The organism is Streptomyces sp. NPDC087845 (genome assembly GCF_044742755.1).
In the GTDB taxonomy this organism is placed as follows: Bacteria; Actinomycetota; Actinomycetes; order Streptomycetales; family Streptomycetaceae; genus Streptomyces.
This window is the reverse complement of sequence record NZ_JBIUVC010000004.1, coordinates 155,644-171,678: the sequence shown is the minus strand read 5'-3', so window position 1 is coordinate 171,678 and position 16,035 is coordinate 155,644. Positions and strand designations below refer to the sequence as shown.

Sequence of the window (16,035 nt, the reverse complement as noted above, 5' to 3'; positions counted from 1 at the left end):
CCGGGCCGGGCCGCCGAGGCCCTGCCGGGCCCTCGCCAGCATGTGTTCCGTCCGGCGCCGCACGACGTGCGGCGCCGGACGCGCTCAACGGCTCAACGGCTCAAGAGCACAACAGCTCAACACACGGTTCATCGACTCGGGGAGGACACACCATGGGCGTCACGCTCGCCAAGGGAGGCAACGTCTCCCTCTCCAAGGCCGCACCCAACCTCACCCAGGTGCTGGTCGGGCTCGGCTGGGACGCACGATCCACCACGGGCGCCGACTTCGACCTCGACGCCAGCGCTCTGCTGTGCCAGTCGGGCCGGGTGCTCGGCGACGAATGGTTCGTGTTCTACAACAACCTCACGAGCCCCGATGGCTCCGTGGAGCACACCGGTGACAACCTCACGGGTGAGGGCGAGGGCGACGACGAGTCGGTCATCGTGAATCTCACCCAGGTGCCGGCGCACTGCGACAAGATCATTTTTCCGGTCTCGATCCATGAGGCGGACAATCGGGGACAGACCTTCGGCCAGGTCAACAATGCGTTCATCCGCGTGGTGAACCAGGCGGACGGTCAGGAACTCGCGCGCTACGACCTCAGCGAAGACGCATCGACGGAAACGGCGATGATCTTCGGCGAGCTCTACCGGTACAACGGCGAGTGGAAGTTCCGCGCAGTGGGACAGGGGTACGCGTCCGGGCTGCGCGGTATCGCTCTAGACTTCGGGGTCAACGTTTCGTAAAGCCGCGCACAGCGCGGGGGAGCCCCGTACACACCCGGGGGAGACCCGTTACATAACACGATGGGGTAGCCAGTGCTTCTGAAAACCTTCGGCTGGTCGTTCGCGATTACCGCGCTCGGCCTGGTCGCAGCGGTGATCTACGGGGGGTGGGAAGCCTTCGGAGTGGTTGCGATCCTTTCCGTCCTGGAGATCTCGCTGTCCTTCGACAACGCGGTGGTCAACGCCGGAATCCTGAAGAAGATGAATGCCTTCTGGCAGAAGATCTTCCTCACGGTCGGTGTGCTCATCGCGGTCTTCGGCATGCGGCTGGTGTTCCCCGTCGTGATCGTGGCCATCACCGCCAAGATGGGTCCGATCGAAGCGGTCGATCTCTCGTTCAATCAGCCCGACCGCTATCAGGAACTGGTTACGGACGCCCACCCGGCGATTGCCGCCTTCGGTGGCATGTTCCTGCTGATGATCTTCCTCGACTTCATCTTCGAGGACCGGGACATCCAGTGGCTGCGCTGGATCGAGCGCCCGCTCGCCAAGCTCGGCAAGGTCGACATGCTGTCGGTCTGCATCGCGCTGATCGTGCTGCTGATCACGGCCATGACCTTCGCGACGAACGCGCATCAGCACGGCGGCGGCCACGCGGACAAGGCGGAGACCGTCCTGCTCGCCGGAATCGCGGGTCTGATCACCTACCTCATCGTCGGCGGTCTCTCCGGTTTCTTCGAGAACAAGCTGGAGGAAGAGGAGGAGCGGGAGCACGAGGTCGAGGAGGAGGCCAGGAAGAGCGGCAAGAAGCTCTCCGCGGTCGTACTCTCCGGCAAGGCCGCGTTCTTCATGTTCCTCTACCTGGAAGTGCTCGACGCGTCCTTCTCGTTCGACGGCGTCATCGGCGCCTTCGCCATCACCAACAACATTGTGCTGATGGCCCTCGGCCTCGGTATCGGCGCCATGTACGTCCGTTCGCTCACGGTGTACCTGGTCCGTCAGGGCACCCTCGACGATTACGTCTACCTGGAGCACGGCGCCCACTACGCCATCGGCGCACTGGCCGTCATCCTCCTCGTCACCATCCAGCACGAGATCAACGAGATCATCACCGGCCTCGTCGGTGTCGTGCTGATCGCCTGGTCCTTCTGGTCCTCGGTCCGGCGCAACAAGGCCCTGGAGGCCGCGGGCGGGGACGACGACGCGGGTTCCAAGGCAGAAGTCCCGTCCGGGGTGTGACCCGGTAGGGATTGAGGAACGCTCTCAGCGGGGCGGTCCGTGCGGCGACGGTTCACCGGGAACACCCGGACCCGGCCCGGCGGCCGCCCCGCAGTGATGTGGGCGCCCTGTGCGACGCAGGGGGCGCCGGCAGGGCCGGAGCACTTGTGTTTCTACCGATACGTGTGGGGGTTGGGGATGGCGTTCTGGGACAGCCTGTGGACACGGAGAGAGGCGTTCTTCGAGTCGGGCAACGCGTCGGCCGACTCCATCGTGCTCTCCAGGCGGCACGCCACGGTCTCACTGACCAAGCAGGGGGCACTGACCGGCAATCTGCGGGTCAACCTCTCCTGGCGGATGCGTACGTCCGACATCGAGGGCAGGTCGCGGCAGAGCGGCCGGCTGCTGCGGCCCATGAAGCTCTTCAAGCCCGACGTGGTCCAGGCGCACACCCAGGGCATGGTCAATGTCGACCTGGACCTCGGCTGCATGTACGAGCTGAAGGACGGCACCAAGGGCGTGGTCCAGCCGCTGGGCAACCTCCTGGGCGACCTGAACGCGCCGCCGTACATCCGGCTCAGCGGGGACGACCGCTTCGGGGCGCCGTCGGGCGAGACCGTCTACGTCAATCTCGACCAGCACGACCAGATCAAGCGGCTGCTGTTCTTCGTCTACATCTACGACCAGACCCCGGCCTTCGACCGTACGCACGCCAAGGTGACGCTCTACCCGGGCAACGGCCCGCGGATCGAGATCGAACTCGACGAGCACGCCCCGGAGGCCCGCTCCTGCGCCGTGTTCACGGTGGAGAACGTCAAGGACGAAATGATCGTGCGGCGCGAAGTGAAGTTCGTGTACGGGTTCCAGTCGGAGCTGGACCGGCTGTACGGCTGGGGCCTGCAGTGGGGGCGCGGCTACAAGACCAGGAGCTGAGGCCCTCCGGACCTGGGCCCTGAGCCGCGGCCTTTGGGCCTGAGGCCCCGGACCTGAGGCCCCTGAGCCGAAGTCCCGGACTTGAGGCCCCGGAGCCGAGGCCCCGGTCTCGGGGCCGGGGGGAAGCGTCCCCCGGCCTTGGGCCCGGGGGACGCCGGCCGCCTCAGGGCCGTACGAACTGCGGCCCCTGCGGGGGCAGCACGAAATTCGGGTCGGGGGCGGGCGCCGCGGCCGCGGCGGGCTGGGGATATCCGTAGGCGGGCCCGGCGGTGGCGGGCTGCGGATACCCGTACGCGGGCTGGGGAACGGCCTGGGGCGCCGGCTGGGCCACCGCGGGCTGCGGGTAGCCGTAGGCGGGCTGCTGGTGCTGCACCGTCACCTGCGAGTCCGGACCCGGTGCCGGTGCGGGCGGGAACGCGGGCGCGGGCGGCGGGAAGCCGGGGGCTGTCACGGGGACGGCGGCCGCCGCGGGCAGGGGAGCGCTCGCGGTCGACGGTGCCGGACCGGGCTCCGCCGCGGCCTCCGCCTCGTCGACCGAGATGCCGAAGGCGGTCGCCAGGCCCACCAGACCGGTCGGATAGCCCTGCCCCACGGCCCGGAATTTCCAGCCATCGCCGCGCCGGTAGAGCTCGCCGCAGATGATCGCCGTCTCCTCGCCGGTCTCCGGTCGCACGTCGAAGACGGCGAGCGGGTCCCCGCTCGCCGACGCCGCGTCGTACAGCAGGATGCGCAGATCGCGCACCTGAGCGAATGCGGCTCCGTCGGAGGACGCGGCGACGACCACCTGGTCGACCGAGGGGTCGAGCGCGTTGAGGTCGGCCTCGATGCCGTCCGTGAGCCCTTCGGGGACGCTGCGCTTCGGCAGCCGTCGTACCAGGCCGGAGGGGTGGCGGGGCTGGTTGTAGAAGACGAAGTCCTCGTCCGAGCGCACGCGGCCGCCGGCTCCGAGCAGCAGGGCCGAGGCGTCCACATCCGGAACCCCGGCGCCCGGGGTCCAGCGCAGCACGGCCCGTACGGCCAAGGCGTCCAGAGGGACGTTCGAGCCTTTCACCATCGCGTGCGTCATGCCCGTCATCCTGCCTGCTGGTTGCCCGCGCGGACAACGCGGGGGGCGCACCGGGTGTCTCGGCAGTGCGTGGGAAGCGCGTCGTCCGCGGTACGTCGACCCATCGGGAAATGGCCGAGTTACCTGGAATTCATGCACGTGGGGAACTGTCGACACCCGTCCGTACGTACTATTACCGGCCATACGTTGTCCGGTCGGTCCGGCAGTTCGGGGGAATCACATGCGTCATTTCGGGCATATTGCGCCCGCTGCGAGAGAGGGTCTGTTCTTCCAGGAGCCGTGCGAATTCGGCGCGGACTCGTCGGCCCACGTGCTTTCGGCCGCCCTGGGAGCGACCCTGTACAGCCCTGCCACCAGGCCGAGACTTGCTGACGACGTCATCAAGCAGGTCGGGCGCGGTGTTGTCTCAATGGTGCTGTGCCTGGAGGATTCGATCGACGACTCCGAGGTCGTCGGTGCCGAGGAGAACCTGGTCAGGCAGTTCGCCGAGCTCGACGCGCGTAGCGTGGACGTGCCGCTGCTCTTCGTCCGGGTCCGGGAACCGGGTCAGGTGGCCGACCTGGTGGAGCGGCTCGGCTCCGCGGTCCGGTTGTTGTCTGGTTTTGTACTTCCCAAGTTCACCGAAGAGCGCGGCGTGCCCTTCATGGAAGCGATCACCGACGCCGAAAAGGCGTGCGGACGGCGCCTGTTCGCGATGCCCGTTCTCGAATCGCCCGAGCTGCTCCATCTGGAAACCCGTGGCGAAGCGCTCCAGGGAATAGCCCGCACCGTCGACAAGTACCGCGAGCGGGTGCTCGCGCTGCGACTCGGCGTCACCGACTTCTGCTCGGCGTACGGGCTCCGCAGGGCGCCCGACATGACGGCGTACGACGTACGGATCGTCGGTGATGTCATCGCCGACGTGGTCAATGTGCTGGGCCGCGCGGACGGCACGGGCTTCACGATCACCGGACCGGTGTGGGAGTACTTCCGGCGCCAGGAGCGCATGTTCAAACCGCAGCTGCGCCGCAGCCCCTTCCTGGAGGGCCGGGCCGAGGAACTGCGCACGGCGCTGATCGAGCACGACCTGGACGGCCTGCTGCGTGAGATCGAGCTCGACCGGGCCAACGGGCTGCTCGGCAAGACCTGCATCCATCCGTCGCACGTCGCGCCCGTGCACGCGCTGTCCGTGGTCAGCCACGAGGAGTTCAGCGACGCGCAGGACATCGTGCGGCCGGAACGCGGCGGCGGTGGCGTCATGCGCTCCGCGTACACGAACAAGATGAACGAAGTGAAGCCGCACCGCGCCTGGGCCGAGCGGACCCTCCAGCGGGCCGAGGTCTTCGGCGTGGCGAGGGAGGACGTCGGCTTCGTGGAGCTGTTGGCCGCGGGCCTCGCGGAGTGAGCGGGCCTCGTGGCGCGAGCGGGGCGAAGGGGCCGTGCGGGATGAACGGGCCTTGCGGGGTGAGCGTGGTCCGTGGATCGCGGGAGCCTCGCGGAACGAGCGTGTCTCGATGAGCGAGCGCGCGGCAAGGAAAGAGACGGCGAACGTGGTGTGGTCGGGCAGCTGGGTGGCGGAGCGACTGGGCGTCGAGCTCGTCGGTGACGGGAAGCCCGACGGCGACGGCGAGCTGAGAGAGCAGCTGGGCCTCGCCCTGCGCCGCAATCCCAAGCGGGCCCATCTGCTCGTGTCGAACGTGCTCGGCAAGCATGTGCCGCAGAAGCCCTCCGTGGTCTACGGCGTCGGATTCGAGCTCGGCCGACGGGTGCACGCACTTCTCGGCGACGCCGAGGCGCGCCGGGCGGTCGTGCTCGGTTACGCGGAGACGGCCACCGGTCTCGGCCACGCGGTCGCCGACGGGCTCGGCGTGGCGCCGTACCTGCACTCGACCCGCCGCCCCGTCGAGGGTGTGGCGCGGGCAGGCGGCTTCGAGGAGTCGCACTCGCACGCCACCTCACACCTGCTGCTCCCCGAGGACCCGAACCTGCTGGCGGGCGGGCACGACCCGGCGGGCTCGGGCGCGGGCGCGCAGACCGGCGTGGACGCGGAAGCGGACGCGGGAAGAAGCGCGGACGCCCCGCTGGTGCTGGTGGACGACGAGTTCTCCACGGGCAACACGGTGCTCAACACCATCCGCGCGCTGCACGAGAGGTACCCGCGGAGCAGATACGTCGTCGTCGCCCTGGTGGACATGCGGTCCGCGGCCGACCAGGGGCGACTGACCGAGTTCGCCGCGGAGATCGGCGCGCGCGTCGACCTGGTGGCGAGGAGCTCGGGCACGGTCGTCCTCCCGGAGGGCGTCCTGGCCAAGGGCCAGGCACTGGTCGCCGCGCAGGAGAGCGCCGCCTCCGGGAGTCCGGAGAGGAGTCCGGAGAGGGCGGGTTCCCCGGCTTCGGAAACGGCCGTAGAGCCTGTTCGCCGACCGTGCACCCGGGTGGACCTCCAGTGGCCCGCCGGTGTGCCCGACGGCGGACGGCACGGCTTCACACCCGCTCACCGGGCCGCTCTGGAGCCGGCCCTCCCGGCCATGGCCGCCCGCCTTGCCGCGGCACTGGGCGACGCCCGCCGCGTACTGATCCTCGGCTTCGAGGAGCTCATGTACGCCCCCCTCCGCCTGGGCACGGCCCTGGAGGGCCGCATCGACGCAGAGGTGCGCTACTCCACCACCACGCGTTCCCCCGTCCTGGCCGTGGACGACCCCGGCTATGCGATACGCAGCCGGCTGGTCTTCCCGGCCCACGACAACCCGGCCGACGGGCCCGGTGACCGGTACGCGTACAACGTCGCGGGCGCCGGTTTCGACGCCGTGGTCGTGGCCGTCGACTCCACCGCCGACACGCCCGAACTCCACGCTCCCGACGGCTTGCTGGCGCAGCTCGCCGCCCACACCGACCACGTCCTGCTGGTGGTCGTTCCCTCGTACGTCCCGTCGGAGGACCGGCCGGGTCTCCACCCGTACGTTCCGTCGGACGTCCCGTCGGCCGGGACGCTGAACCCCACTCCGAACGTCTCCGAACGGCAGGACCCCCGCATGCTGCCCGAGCCCCTCCGCGGCCCCGCCTTCTCCTCCTACGCACCGGACGACGTCGGCTGGCTGCTCCAGGACCTCTCGGACACCGAGCTGGAGGCGCCCACCGAGGAGCGCGAGGAGGCGATACAGAGCGGTGGCGCGCACTACGCCGAGTCGCTGCCCGTCGAGTACCAGCCGTCCGCCCAGTACCAGGAGCTCTTCAAGGCGGCCCTGGAGCTGTCGGCCGCCCGCGTCGCCCGTGCCGTCGGCACCGTCACCGAGACGGTCCTCGCCGAGCGGGGCCCCCGGCCCGTTCTGGTCTCGCTCGCCAGGGCCGGTACTCCGGTCGGCGTGCTCATGCGCCGCTGGGCCCGGCACCGGCACGGGGTCGATCTGCCGCACTACGCCGTCTCCATCGTGCGGGGGCGCGGCATCGACGCCACCGCGCTGCGCTGGCTGGCCGCCCACCACGACCCGGCGGACGTCGTCTTCGTCGACGGCTGGACGGGCAAGGGGGCGATCACCCGTGAACTCTCCGCGGCGCTCGCCGAGTTCGACGGCTTCAACCCGGAGATCGCGGTCCTGGCCGACCCGGGGGGCTGTGTCCGCACCCATGGCACCCGCGAGGACTTCCTCATTCCGTCCGCCTGTCTCAACTCGACCGTGTCCGGGCTGATTTCGCGGACCGTCCTGCGCTCCGACCTGGTCGGCCCGGACGACTTCCACGGCGCGAAGTTCTACCGGGAGCTTGCGGACGCCGATGTGTCCGGCCACTTCCTCGACGCCGTCGCCGCCCATTTCGACGAGGTCGTCGACGCCGTGGACGCCGACGTCAAGGAGCTCCTCGCGGCCGACCGCGCGCCCACCTGGGAAGGCTGGGCCGCGGTGGAACGCATCAGCGAGGAGTACGGCATCCACGATGTGAACCTGGTCAAGCCGGGCGTCGGCGAGACGACCCGCGTACTGCTGCGCCGCGTCCCGTGGAAGATCCTCGCCAAGCGCGGCGCGGGCGCGGACCTCGATCACATCCGTCTGCTGGCCGAGCAGCGGGGTGTACCGATCGAAGAGGTCGACGGACTCCCGTACACCTGCGTCGGGTTGATCCACCCGAAGTACACCAGGGGTGCGACGGGCGCGGACGGCAAGGCGGTGGAGTCGAAGTGACGACCCCGGCCGCCCCCGCCACTTCTGCCGTCCCGGCCACTTCTGCCGTCCCGGTCGCCGCGCCCGCCCCGGCCGTTTCCGCTGCCTCTGCCACCTCTGCCGTCCCGGCCGCCCCTGTGACGCTGGTCGCCAGCGACCTCGACCGCACCCTGATCTATTCGGCGGCGGCGCTCCGGCTCTCCATGCCGGATGCCGAGGCGCCCCGGTTGCTCTGTGTAGAGGTGTACGACCACAAACCGCTCTCCTACCTGACCGAGACGGCCGCGACACTGCTCGACGAGCTCGGCCGCTCCACGGTCTTCGTCCCCACGACCACCCGCACCCGCGAGCAGTACGGCCGGATCCATCTCCCCGGCCCCGCACCGCGGTTCGCGATCTGCGCCAACGGGGGACACCTCCTGGTCGACGGGGTGTCCGACCCCGACTGGCAGACACGGGTGGCCCGTCGGCTCGCCGACGAATGCGCCTCGCTCGCCGAGGTCCGCGCCCATCTCCTGGCCGCGGCCGACCCGGCCTGGCTGCTCAAGGAGCGGGTCGCCGAGGACCTCTTCGCCTACCTCGTCGTCGAACGCCCGCTGCTGCCGGAGGGCTGGGTCAAGGAGCTGGGGGAGTGGGCGCAGACCCGCGGCTGGACGGTCTCCCTCCAGGGCCGCAAGATCTACGCCGTGCCGGGCCCGCTCACCAAGAGCGCCGCCATGGAGGAAGTCGCCCGGCGCACCGGCGCCACGCTCACTCTCGCCGCCGGCGACAGCCTCCTGGACGCCGATCTGCTCCTCGCCGCCGACCGCGGCTGGCGCCCCGCCCACGGCGAACTCGCCGACACCGGCTGGAGCGCCCCGCACGTCGACGTGACGGCCGAGTGCGGCGTGGCGGCGGGAGAGGAGATCCTGCGGAACTTCCTGCGGGCATCGGGTCAGGGGCGGGCGCCCTCGTCCGGCAGTAGCAGTATGTGAGGACGCCGACGTGGACGGGGAACGGGAACGGGACAGCGCGGGCCCGACCCGGTACGAGCAATGAGGAGCACGCGATGACCAAGGGCAACGAAACCAAGATCACGGACGAGCTGTACGCGTACATGCTGGCGCACAATCCGTCGCTCGACGCGGTGCAGCGTGAGCTCGTCGAGACCACGTACGCGCGCCTGCCCGAGCACGCCGGCATGCAGTCCGCCGAGGAGCAGGGGCCGCTGCTCGCCTTCCTCGTCCGGCTGACCGGGGCCCGGCACGTCGTGGAGGTCGGGACGTTCACCGGCTTCTCCGCCCTGTCGATGGCGCAGGCGCTGCCCGCCGACGGGCGGCTGATCGCCTGCGACGTCTCGGAGGAGTGGACCGCGTACGGACGGGAGGCGTGGGAGAAGGCGGGCGTCGCCGACCGGATCGAGCTGCGTATCGCGCCCGCGCTCGACACACTGCGGGCCATGCCGGCCGAGCCGCACATCGACCTCGCCTATCTGGACGCGGACAAGGGCAACTACATCCCGTACTGGGAAGAATTGGTGCCCCGGATGCGGCAGGGCGGTCTCGTCGTCACGGACAACGTGTTGTTCCACGGCGGCGTGACCGATCCGCAGGCGACCGGTGGAGCGGCGGCGATCAAGGAATTCAACGACCACGTTGCCGCCGATCCGCGCATGGACAGCGTGATGCTCACCGTGTCCGACGGGCTGACGCTTTCCCGCAAGCGATAGGAGCCGCGGGCCGGCGGCCCCGGCTGCCCGCTCCCTCAGCCGCAGCAGCCCCCACCGCAGCAGCCGCCCCCGCCCCCGCCTGCCGACGGGGCGGCGGGGGCGGACTTGGCCGACGACCCGCCCACGGCGACGGTGGACAGCAGCTTCACGGTGTCGGCGTGTCCGGCGGGGCAGGAGGCCGGGTCCGAGGACTGGGCCATCGGGCGGCTGAGTTCGAACGTGTCTCCGCAGGAGCGGCAGCGGTACTCGTAACGAGGCATGGGCCCAGGCTATCCGGCGCGGACCCATGGAAGACAGGCACGACGGGCGGCGGCCGACGGGCTGCGGCCGCCGGGCGCCGAGAAGCCGGAGTACGGGTCCAGGAGACGCTTACGTGCCTACGCGCGCCTACGGGTGCGCGGGTCACGGGCTCATGGGCCAGTGGGCTCACGATTCAGGGCGACGGACGACCGGCATCGCCGCGGGTGCGGTCCTCCGGACCGTCCGCAGCTCCCGTTCGGCCTCCTCGGGGTGGCGGGTCCGCCAGTACGGATTGTCGTGCGGGAGGCCGCCGCTGACCCGCCCGTACATCCCGAAGACCATCAGCATCAGACCGACCACAAAACTGAACAGCACGTTCTGGAGGTGGAAGGCGAGGAAGTTGTAGTCGGTTTCGAGCAGTGCGAGATTGACGAAGCCGCTGAGGATGAAGGCGATGCCCAGAATCATGTTGAGCGTCGAGGCGAAGTTGCCGCCGATCACCATCCCGATGAACAGCAGCAGGCCGACACAGATGGACAGGACGCTGAGGGCGCCGTTGGTGTTCAGGCCCGCGACGGTGGCTCCGCCGGTGCTGAAGAAGCCGATCTCGTCGATCAGCCCCAGGATTCCGAAGGCGAGCAGCACCAGTCCCATCAGCCCCGCCCCGACCCGGTAGACGCGGTTGAGCCGGTGATCGACCGGCAGGTGCTTGTCGAGCTGCTTGGCCCTGCGACGGCGGCGCGAGGCGTGCCGTCCGGTGGCGTGCAGTACATGGGTGGCCATGTCGGTCTCCTTCGGGCGTACTACCAGGATCCGCCCACAGCCCTGTCGCCGCACATCAGGAAATCAGAGGTCCGAGCCCCGCACGTGGCCTCGTTCCCGGGCCTCGTTCCCGGCTCGTTCCCGCCCCTGTGCCGTTCGCGTAGAACCGTGTACGCGAGCCCGTGCGCGAGAGCCCGCGTACGAGAGCCCGTACGGATCAGGCGCCCGCCCCGCGCTCCTCACGGATCTCGGAGACCACCCGCGCGGTCGTCTGCCGTACCGCTTCGGTCTCGGTCAGAAAGTGCCAGTAGTCCGGGTGGCGCTCCTCCAGTCCGGCTACGGCGCGGTCCAGCCGGGCCACGGCGTCGTCCAGCGGGCGGGCGTGGCGCGGTTCGGGAGTGTTGCGCCCGGCCATGGCCAGACGCTGGGCGTCCCGGATCGCGAACCGGGTCCGCTGGATCTCCTGCTGCGGGTCCTTGGCCACGTCGTTCAACCGGTGGAGCCGGTCGCCCGCGGCGGACACCGCCTCGTCCGTGGCGTTCAGCAGGGCGCGTACCGTGCTCAGCCGGGAGGTCGCGTCGGCCCACCGCTGCTCGTCCCGCGCCTCGACGGCTTCCTTCAGCTTCTCCTCGGCCTGCCGCACATTGGCCGCGGCCTGCTCCGGCACGGGCTGGAGGTCCTGCCAGCAGGCGGCCGAGAAACGCCGCCGCAGCTCGCTCAGCACCGGCTCCACCGAGCCCGCCCGGGTCGTCAGCGCCTGGGCGCGGGTACGCAACGACACCAGCCGGTGGTCGATCTCGGCCGCACGCTCGGGCAGCCGGGCCGCCTCGGCCCGTACCGCCTCGGCATCGCGCAGCACCCGATCGGCACGCTGCAAGGTCTCCGGGACGCCGTGCCGGCCGGCGCCCTGGTTGAGCTTGGTCAGCTCGGGGGCGAGGGCCGCCAGTCGGGCGGCGAGATCGTCCGCCCGCAGTCCGGACGCCCGCACCGCGTCGAGAGCGTTGCTCGCACCGAGGAGCGCCTGCCGGGCCCGCTCCACGGCGGGTGCGAGCCGGGCGAGCTGCGTCTCCGCGTTGCCCAGCAACGGCCCGAGACCCTGCGCGAACCGGTCCAGCTCGCCCTTGACCCGTACCAGCTCGTCCTTGGCGGCGGTCAGCTCGGTCCTGGCACGGGCCGCGACGGCCTGCTCCAGATCGTCCCGGTCGAGGTCGTGCGCGTCGACCGCGGTGATGTACGTATGACTGGCCTCGTCGATCCGCCGGCCGAGAGCGGCGAAGTCGTCCACCGCCCTGCGTGCCCCGGGAGAGCTGTCCACCGCGGTGATCGTCTCGATCGAGATCCGCAAGTCGCGCTGGGCGGTGTCGAGCTCGTAGAAGGCGGCAGCGGCGGCGTCCTTCGCGGCCTGGGCGTCCGCCCGCTGGCTCTCCCCGCGCCCGCCGAACCAGCGTCGCGTACCGCCACCGGCGAATGTGGCCGGCAACGCGGCGGCGACCAGCGGCACAGGCAGCAGCATCAGCACGAGGACATCCCCGAATCCCCTGACACCCCTGGCGCCCTTGACACCCCTGGCACCCCTGACGGCGGAACTCCCACCCGCTCGCGCCCGCGGCCGCCCGTGTGTCGCCGTCACATCCCTCTCCCGTGCCGTTTCGCCCTGCCCGGTACATTCTCCCACCAGGTAAGGACGAACACACGGGCCGGTTAGTTCACGCTTCGGACGGTGACTTGGCCGTTGTTGCTCCGGGCCTTCACCACATGGCCGCTGTTTTCGCTGCGCGGAGCGTCCACCGAGACACGTCCGTTCTCCGCGACGGCGTCCACCGCGTACCTCACGGAGCCGGCCGGCAGATCGATGGTGATCCCTCCGTTGTCGCTCACGGTGTCCACGAGATCCGGCGCGGAGGCGAACCCCAGCTGGATCCTGCCGTTGTCGGACCGCGCCGATACGGACTTGGCCGAGACCCCTACGGCGACGATGCCACCGTTGTCGCTGTCCAGCTTGAGCGGCCCACTCGAATCCCGGACGGTCACCTTGCCGTTGTCGGCGTGCAGGGTGAGGGGGGTGTCGAAGCCGGACGCGACGACCTTCCCGTTGTCCCCCTCGACGACCACCGCCACCCCGCGCGGCACCTTCACCTGGTGCTGCGAGGCACAGTCGCTGATCATCGCCCTGCACTTCACCTGGAGCGTGAGCGTGTCGTCCTGCATCTTCCACTGGGGATCGGGCCCGTTCCCGAGAACCACCCAACCGTCGACCCGACGGGTCACCTCGACCTTCTGCACATCGGCCGGTACGAGCTCCAGCGACGAATCCCCGGAGTGGATGGTCAGCGTCTTCCCACCGAGCGCGAACGACTTGTGCTCGGCGGGCGCGTCGCCCGGATTCGCACTGCCGCATCCGGTGAGGCCGAAACCGAGGAGCACGACCCCGGCGGATGCGATGAGAGTGCGAGTACGGAGTGCCACGATGAACTGTCCCCCAGGTTGTACGGCGGGTGATCCCCGACGCTGTGGGCTCCACCGTACGTACGCCGGCCCACCCGGCAGAATCCGGACGGCTACCGTATGAGGGGTGGGGATATCCCCCGGACGAGACCGAGACCGAGACCGAGACCGAGACCGCGCTGCCGCGGCCCCGGCGGCCCGGTTTCCCGTCGGTCCCTGCCGTTCCGGCAACCGTTTGTGACCGTGGGCCGTAGTCCATGTACGCTGTTGCCTCATCCACGGGTGCGTAGCTCAGGGGTAGAGCGCTGCTCTTACAAAGCAGATGTCGGCGGTTCGAAACCGTCCGCGCCCACCAGTGCGAAGGCCCCCAACCGATCATGGTTGGGGGCCTTTGACGTCCACTTGACCGCACGGTCACCAAGGCCGGGCGGTGTTGTCCTCTCGGGTTTCAGTCTTCAGCCGACGTCGGTGACGGGCTCGGTGGCGTAGCGGCTCATCACTCGGATGGTCGCTTGTGGGGTCAATGCCTGGCCGCCGGCGATCATGTCCTGCAGGTCGCGGAAGTACTGCACGTACAGGTCTGGTGTGAACGTGCTGAGCATGACGGCCGGTTGATCGGTCGTGTTGGCGAAGGTGTGCGGTGCGCCGGGCGGGACCATTACGAGCGTGCCCGCAGTCGCGTCGTAGTCCTTCTCTCCGACCGTGAACCGCACCGTGCCGGAGATGATGTAGAAACCCTCGTCGTGCTGGGCGTGGCGGTGCTGCGGCGGTCCGGGCGTGTGCGGCGCGAGGACGGACTCGGCGAGCCCGATGCGGTGCCCGGTGTTGCTGCCGTCTTCGAGTACACGCAGTCGTGTGGTGCCCAGGACGATCGTCTCACCGTCGCCCGGACCGACCACCGATACGGCGGGCTCGGCGATTGGTTCACTGGTCTTCGGTTCGTCAGTCATGCTTCGATTCCACTGCCGGGGCACTGCGAGTGTCCAAGACCTGTTCTGTGGCATCGATACCGTGTGGGTATCGTTGCAGCATGGAGCTGCGCACGTTGCGCTATTTCGTGGCGGTCGCCGAAGAGCTCCACTTCGGCCGGGCCGCCGCCCGGCTGCACATGAGTCAGCCACCGCTGAGCCGGGCGGTCAAGCAGCTGGAGACGGAGCTCGGCGCCGCGTTGTTCGACCGGTCTTCCGCCGGTGTCACGCTCACTCCGGTGGGGGTGGTGCTGCTTGATGAGGCACGCTCCCTGCTCGACCAGGCCGACCGCGTACACGTACGCGTAGCAGCGGCGGCCGGCGCCGCGACCATCACGATCGGCATCCTGGGAGACCGCACCGACCCGGGCGCAACCCGGCTGGCCGGCGCCTACCGCCGACGGCACCCGCACGTTGAGGTCCGCATCCGCGAGACCGACCTGACCGACCCCACCTGCGGGCTGCGCGCCGGGCTGGTCGACGTCGCCCTGACCCGCGGGCCGTTCGACGAGACCGCCCTGACCGTGCACGAGCTGAGCGCCGACCCGGTGGGAGCGCTCCTGCGCGCCGACGATCCGCTGGCCTGCCGCGACAGCCTGAAGCTGGCGGATATGGCCGACCGTCGCTGGTTCGTCTTCCCGGAGGGCACCGACCCCCTCTGGCAGTCCTACTGGAACGGCGGAGAACCTCGCAAGGGTCCAGTGGTGCGCGCCGTCGTGGAATGCCGGCAAGCCGTTCTCTGGAACGGCACGGTCGGCATGACTCTCCTGGACCACCAGCCGGCAGAGGGGCTCACCGTGGTGCCGCTGATCGACATGCCGCCGAGCCGCGTGGTGGCGGCATGGAACGCGGGCGACACGAATCCACTGATCCGCTCGTTCGTCCAGATCGCGAGCACCGCCTACCGGGACTGAGCGCCCCACCGGTGGCACGGCGGCGCGGCGGCAAGGACCGTTCTGCATGGAGCCACGGATCAGATGCCGGCCGTGCCGGTCACATCCCAGGTGCTGGGGGACCCGCGGAAGACGGCGGGCGCAGTGAGGGAGACAACTTGTCCCCTGGGAGCTGCTCGGGCCGGAACGTGCGGCGCGGGCCGAGCAGCGGGCCAACGCGTTGACCGGGGAGGCGGCGGCCCGGGTACAGGCAGCGATCACCGCCCGTGCCGAGGCGACCGGGCCGCCCCGTTGCGAAGTCGAGCGGGAGCTGAAGCGTGTCATCCGGCACTCGGTCGAGGACGACGGCCGGTCCCTGGACGTACGAATACGCCCCCTGCCGGCCGAAGCCGGGCAGGGGGCGCGGTGGCCGGACGGGCCCCATGTATCCGTGGGGCCCGACCAATGCGGTGTCAGCGCCAGGAACCTGCACTGGCGTTGAGGCCGATCTCCGACACGGCCTCGTAAGGCTCGATCACCGTCTCGAAGTTGCCTTCTTTGCAGTTCTTGAACTGGTACAGGAACCGGTCGTGGTCAGTGAGGTTGACTGCGGACTTTGCCGGCGGGTTGAGGTTCCCGCAGGTCTCGGTGCCGGCAGGGTTGGCGCGCACGCTGAGAGTGCCCCTGAAATCTTGCTCGGACCAGAAGCAGATCCCCGAAGACTCCTCGATGTCGTTCAGGGCTTCGCGGCAGTCCGTTGTGGGGGACGACGCATGGGCGGTGCTGGTCAGCAGGCCGGCCGAGGCTGCTCCGACCATGCAGGTCGCCATTAGTGACTTGATGAGTCGACTCTTCACAGGTGTCCTCTTCGATCATTCGGTCGTGGCGGTCCGCTCACCTCTTGAGGGCGGACCGCCCTCGGACACAAATGATTGTGACTGCTACGTAACTCTGAGTCGCTACGCCGTGGGGGTGATCGTGGA

Annotated in this window: 15 protein-coding genes and 1 tRNA gene; 9 read left to right on the top strand and 7 right to left on the bottom strand. The window is 69.7% G+C overall.

Going from position 1 to position 16,035, the window contains the following annotated elements:
* Positions 1–152 precede the first annotated feature (152 nt).
* From ACIOMQ_RS12780 to ACIOMQ_RS12770, 3 genes are all read left to right on the top strand, one after another.
* Complete coding sequence (locus tag ACIOMQ_RS12780) at positions 153–728, top strand: TerD family protein (protein ID WP_362194473.1); 576 nt, start codon at positions 153–155, stop codon at positions 726–728.
* Between the two features lie 72 nt (positions 729–800).
* Positions 801–1,946 carry a DUF475 domain-containing protein gene (locus ACIOMQ_RS12775; RefSeq protein WP_362194476.1) on the top strand — a complete coding sequence of 382 codons (1,146 nt, stop codon included), beginning with the start codon at positions 801–803 and terminating at the stop codon, positions 1,944–1,946.
* A 177-nt stretch (positions 1,947–2,123) separates the two neighbouring features.
* Entirely contained in the window at positions 2,124–2,858 is a 735-nt protein-coding gene (locus ACIOMQ_RS12770) for a Tellurium resistance (RefSeq protein ID WP_362194479.1), read from the top strand.
* 163 nt (positions 2,859–3,021) lie between these two features.
* Here the strand turns inward: ACIOMQ_RS12770 and ACIOMQ_RS12765 are convergent, their stop codons facing one another.
* Entirely contained in the window at positions 3,022–3,924 is a 903-nt protein-coding gene (locus ACIOMQ_RS12765; protein WP_401937692.1) for a TerD family protein, read from the bottom strand.
* Positions 3,925–4,144: 220 nt separating this feature from the next.
* On the opposite strand from ACIOMQ_RS12765, the gene ACIOMQ_RS12760 reads away from it, so the two are divergent.
* The 4 genes from ACIOMQ_RS12760 to ACIOMQ_RS12745 all read left to right on the top strand — a co-directional run bounded on the left by ACIOMQ_RS12760 (position 4,145) and on the right by ACIOMQ_RS12745 (position 9,765).
* Positions 4,145–5,308 (top strand): HpcH/HpaI aldolase/citrate lyase family protein, encoded by a 1,164-nt coding sequence (locus ACIOMQ_RS12760; protein WP_362194485.1) that lies wholly within the window; start codon positions 4,145–4,147, stop codon positions 5,306–5,308.
* 109 nt (positions 5,309–5,417) lie between these two features.
* Positions 5,418–8,078 (top strand): phosphoribosyltransferase, encoded by a 2,661-nt coding sequence (locus tag ACIOMQ_RS12755; protein WP_402188935.1) that lies wholly within the window; start codon positions 5,418–5,420, stop codon positions 8,076–8,078.
* Positions 8,079–8,194: 116 nt separating this feature from the next.
* Complete coding sequence (locus tag ACIOMQ_RS12750; protein ID WP_402189099.1) at positions 8,195–9,031, top strand: HAD family hydrolase; 837 nt, start codon at positions 8,195–8,197, stop codon at positions 9,029–9,031.
* Positions 9,032–9,105: 74 nt separating this feature from the next.
* Positions 9,106–9,765: an O-methyltransferase gene (locus tag ACIOMQ_RS12745; protein ID WP_362194491.1), complete on the top strand. Its 660-nt coding sequence runs from the start codon at positions 9,106–9,108 to the stop codon at positions 9,763–9,765.
* A gap of 35 nt (positions 9,766–9,800) precedes the next feature.
* Here ACIOMQ_RS12745 and ACIOMQ_RS12740 read toward each other — a convergent pair whose 3' ends face one another.
* The 4 genes from ACIOMQ_RS12740 to ACIOMQ_RS12725 all read right to left on the bottom strand — a co-directional run bounded on the left by ACIOMQ_RS12740 (position 9,801) and on the right by ACIOMQ_RS12725 (position 13,233).
* Positions 9,801–10,025, bottom strand: coding sequence for a zinc ribbon domain-containing protein (locus ACIOMQ_RS12740; RefSeq protein WP_093895504.1), 225 nt, complete (start codon positions 10,023–10,025; stop codon positions 9,801–9,803).
* Between the two features lie 166 nt (positions 10,026–10,191).
* The gene (locus ACIOMQ_RS12735) at positions 10,192–10,788 is read right to left on the bottom strand and encodes a DUF4383 domain-containing protein (RefSeq protein ID WP_362194495.1); all 597 of its coding nucleotides are present in this window, start codon (positions 10,786–10,788) and stop codon (positions 10,192–10,194) included.
* A 196-nt stretch (positions 10,789–10,984) separates the two neighbouring features.
* The gene (locus ACIOMQ_RS12730) at positions 10,985–12,397 is read right to left on the bottom strand and encodes a hypothetical protein (RefSeq protein ID WP_402188933.1); all 1,413 of its coding nucleotides are present in this window, start codon (positions 12,395–12,397) and stop codon (positions 10,985–10,987) included.
* Between the two features lie 71 nt (positions 12,398–12,468).
* Positions 12,469–13,233, bottom strand: coding sequence for a DUF4097 family beta strand repeat-containing protein (locus ACIOMQ_RS12725; RefSeq protein ID WP_362194501.1), 765 nt, complete (start codon positions 13,231–13,233; stop codon positions 12,469–12,471).
* Positions 13,234–13,492: 259 nt separating this feature from the next.
* On the opposite strand from ACIOMQ_RS12725, the gene ACIOMQ_RS12720 reads away from it, so the two are divergent.
* Positions 13,493–13,567: transfer RNA gene (locus ACIOMQ_RS12720), tRNA-Val, on the top strand.
* 100 nt (positions 13,568–13,667) lie between these two features.
* Here the strand turns inward: ACIOMQ_RS12720 and ACIOMQ_RS12715 are convergent.
* Positions 13,668–14,162, bottom strand: a complete 495-nt coding sequence (locus ACIOMQ_RS12715; protein WP_362194567.1) for a cupin domain-containing protein — start codon at positions 14,160–14,162, stop codon at positions 13,668–13,670.
* Between the two features lie 80 nt (positions 14,163–14,242).
* On the opposite strand from ACIOMQ_RS12715, the gene ACIOMQ_RS12710 reads away from it, so the two are divergent.
* A complete protein-coding gene (locus ACIOMQ_RS12710; protein ID WP_401753289.1) occupies positions 14,243–15,094 on the top strand; it encodes a LysR family transcriptional regulator in 852 nt (283 codons plus the stop codon).
* Positions 15,095–15,525: 431 nt separating this feature from the next.
* Here ACIOMQ_RS12710 and ACIOMQ_RS12705 read toward each other — a convergent pair whose 3' ends face one another.
* A complete protein-coding gene (locus tag ACIOMQ_RS12705) occupies positions 15,526–15,909 on the bottom strand; it encodes a peptidase inhibitor family I36 protein (protein WP_401263936.1) in 384 nt (127 codons plus the stop codon).
* Between the last annotated feature and the right edge of the window lie 126 nt (positions 15,910–16,035).

Bases quoted from the DNA above. Each gene is read 5' to 3' on its own strand.
- ACIOMQ_RS12780 (WP_362194473.1), top strand. From the start codon at position 153: ATGGGCGTCACGCTCGCCAAGGGAGGCAACGTCTCCCTCTCCAAGGCC.
- ACIOMQ_RS12770 (WP_362194479.1), top strand. From the start codon at position 2,124: ATGGCGTTCTGGGACAGCCTGTGGACACGGAGAGAGGCGTTCTTCGAG.
- ACIOMQ_RS12765 (WP_401937692.1), bottom strand. From the start codon at position 3,924: ATGACGCACGCGATGGTGAAAGGCTCGAACGTCCCTCTGGACGCCTTG.
- ACIOMQ_RS12760 (WP_362194485.1), top strand. From the start codon at position 4,145: ATGCGTCATTTCGGGCATATTGCGCCCGCTGCGAGAGAGGGTCTGTTC.
- ACIOMQ_RS12755 (WP_402188935.1), top strand. From the start codon at position 5,418: ATGAGCGAGCGCGCGGCAAGGAAAGAGACGGCGAACGTGGTGTGGTCG.
- ACIOMQ_RS12745 (WP_362194491.1), top strand. From the start codon at position 9,106: ATGACCAAGGGCAACGAAACCAAGATCACGGACGAGCTGTACGCGTAC.
- ACIOMQ_RS12740 (WP_093895504.1), bottom strand. From the start codon at position 10,025: ATGCCTCGTTACGAGTACCGCTGCCGCTCCTGCGGAGACACGTTCGAA.
- ACIOMQ_RS12735 (WP_362194495.1), bottom strand. From the start codon at position 10,788: ATGGCCACCCATGTACTGCACGCCACCGGACGGCACGCCTCGCGCCGC.
- ACIOMQ_RS12715 (WP_362194567.1), bottom strand. From the start codon at position 14,162: ATGACTGACGAACCGAAGACCAGTGAACCAATCGCCGAGCCCGCCGTA.
- ACIOMQ_RS12710 (WP_401753289.1), top strand. From the start codon at position 14,243: ATGGAGCTGCGCACGTTGCGCTATTTCGTGGCGGTCGCCGAAGAGCTC.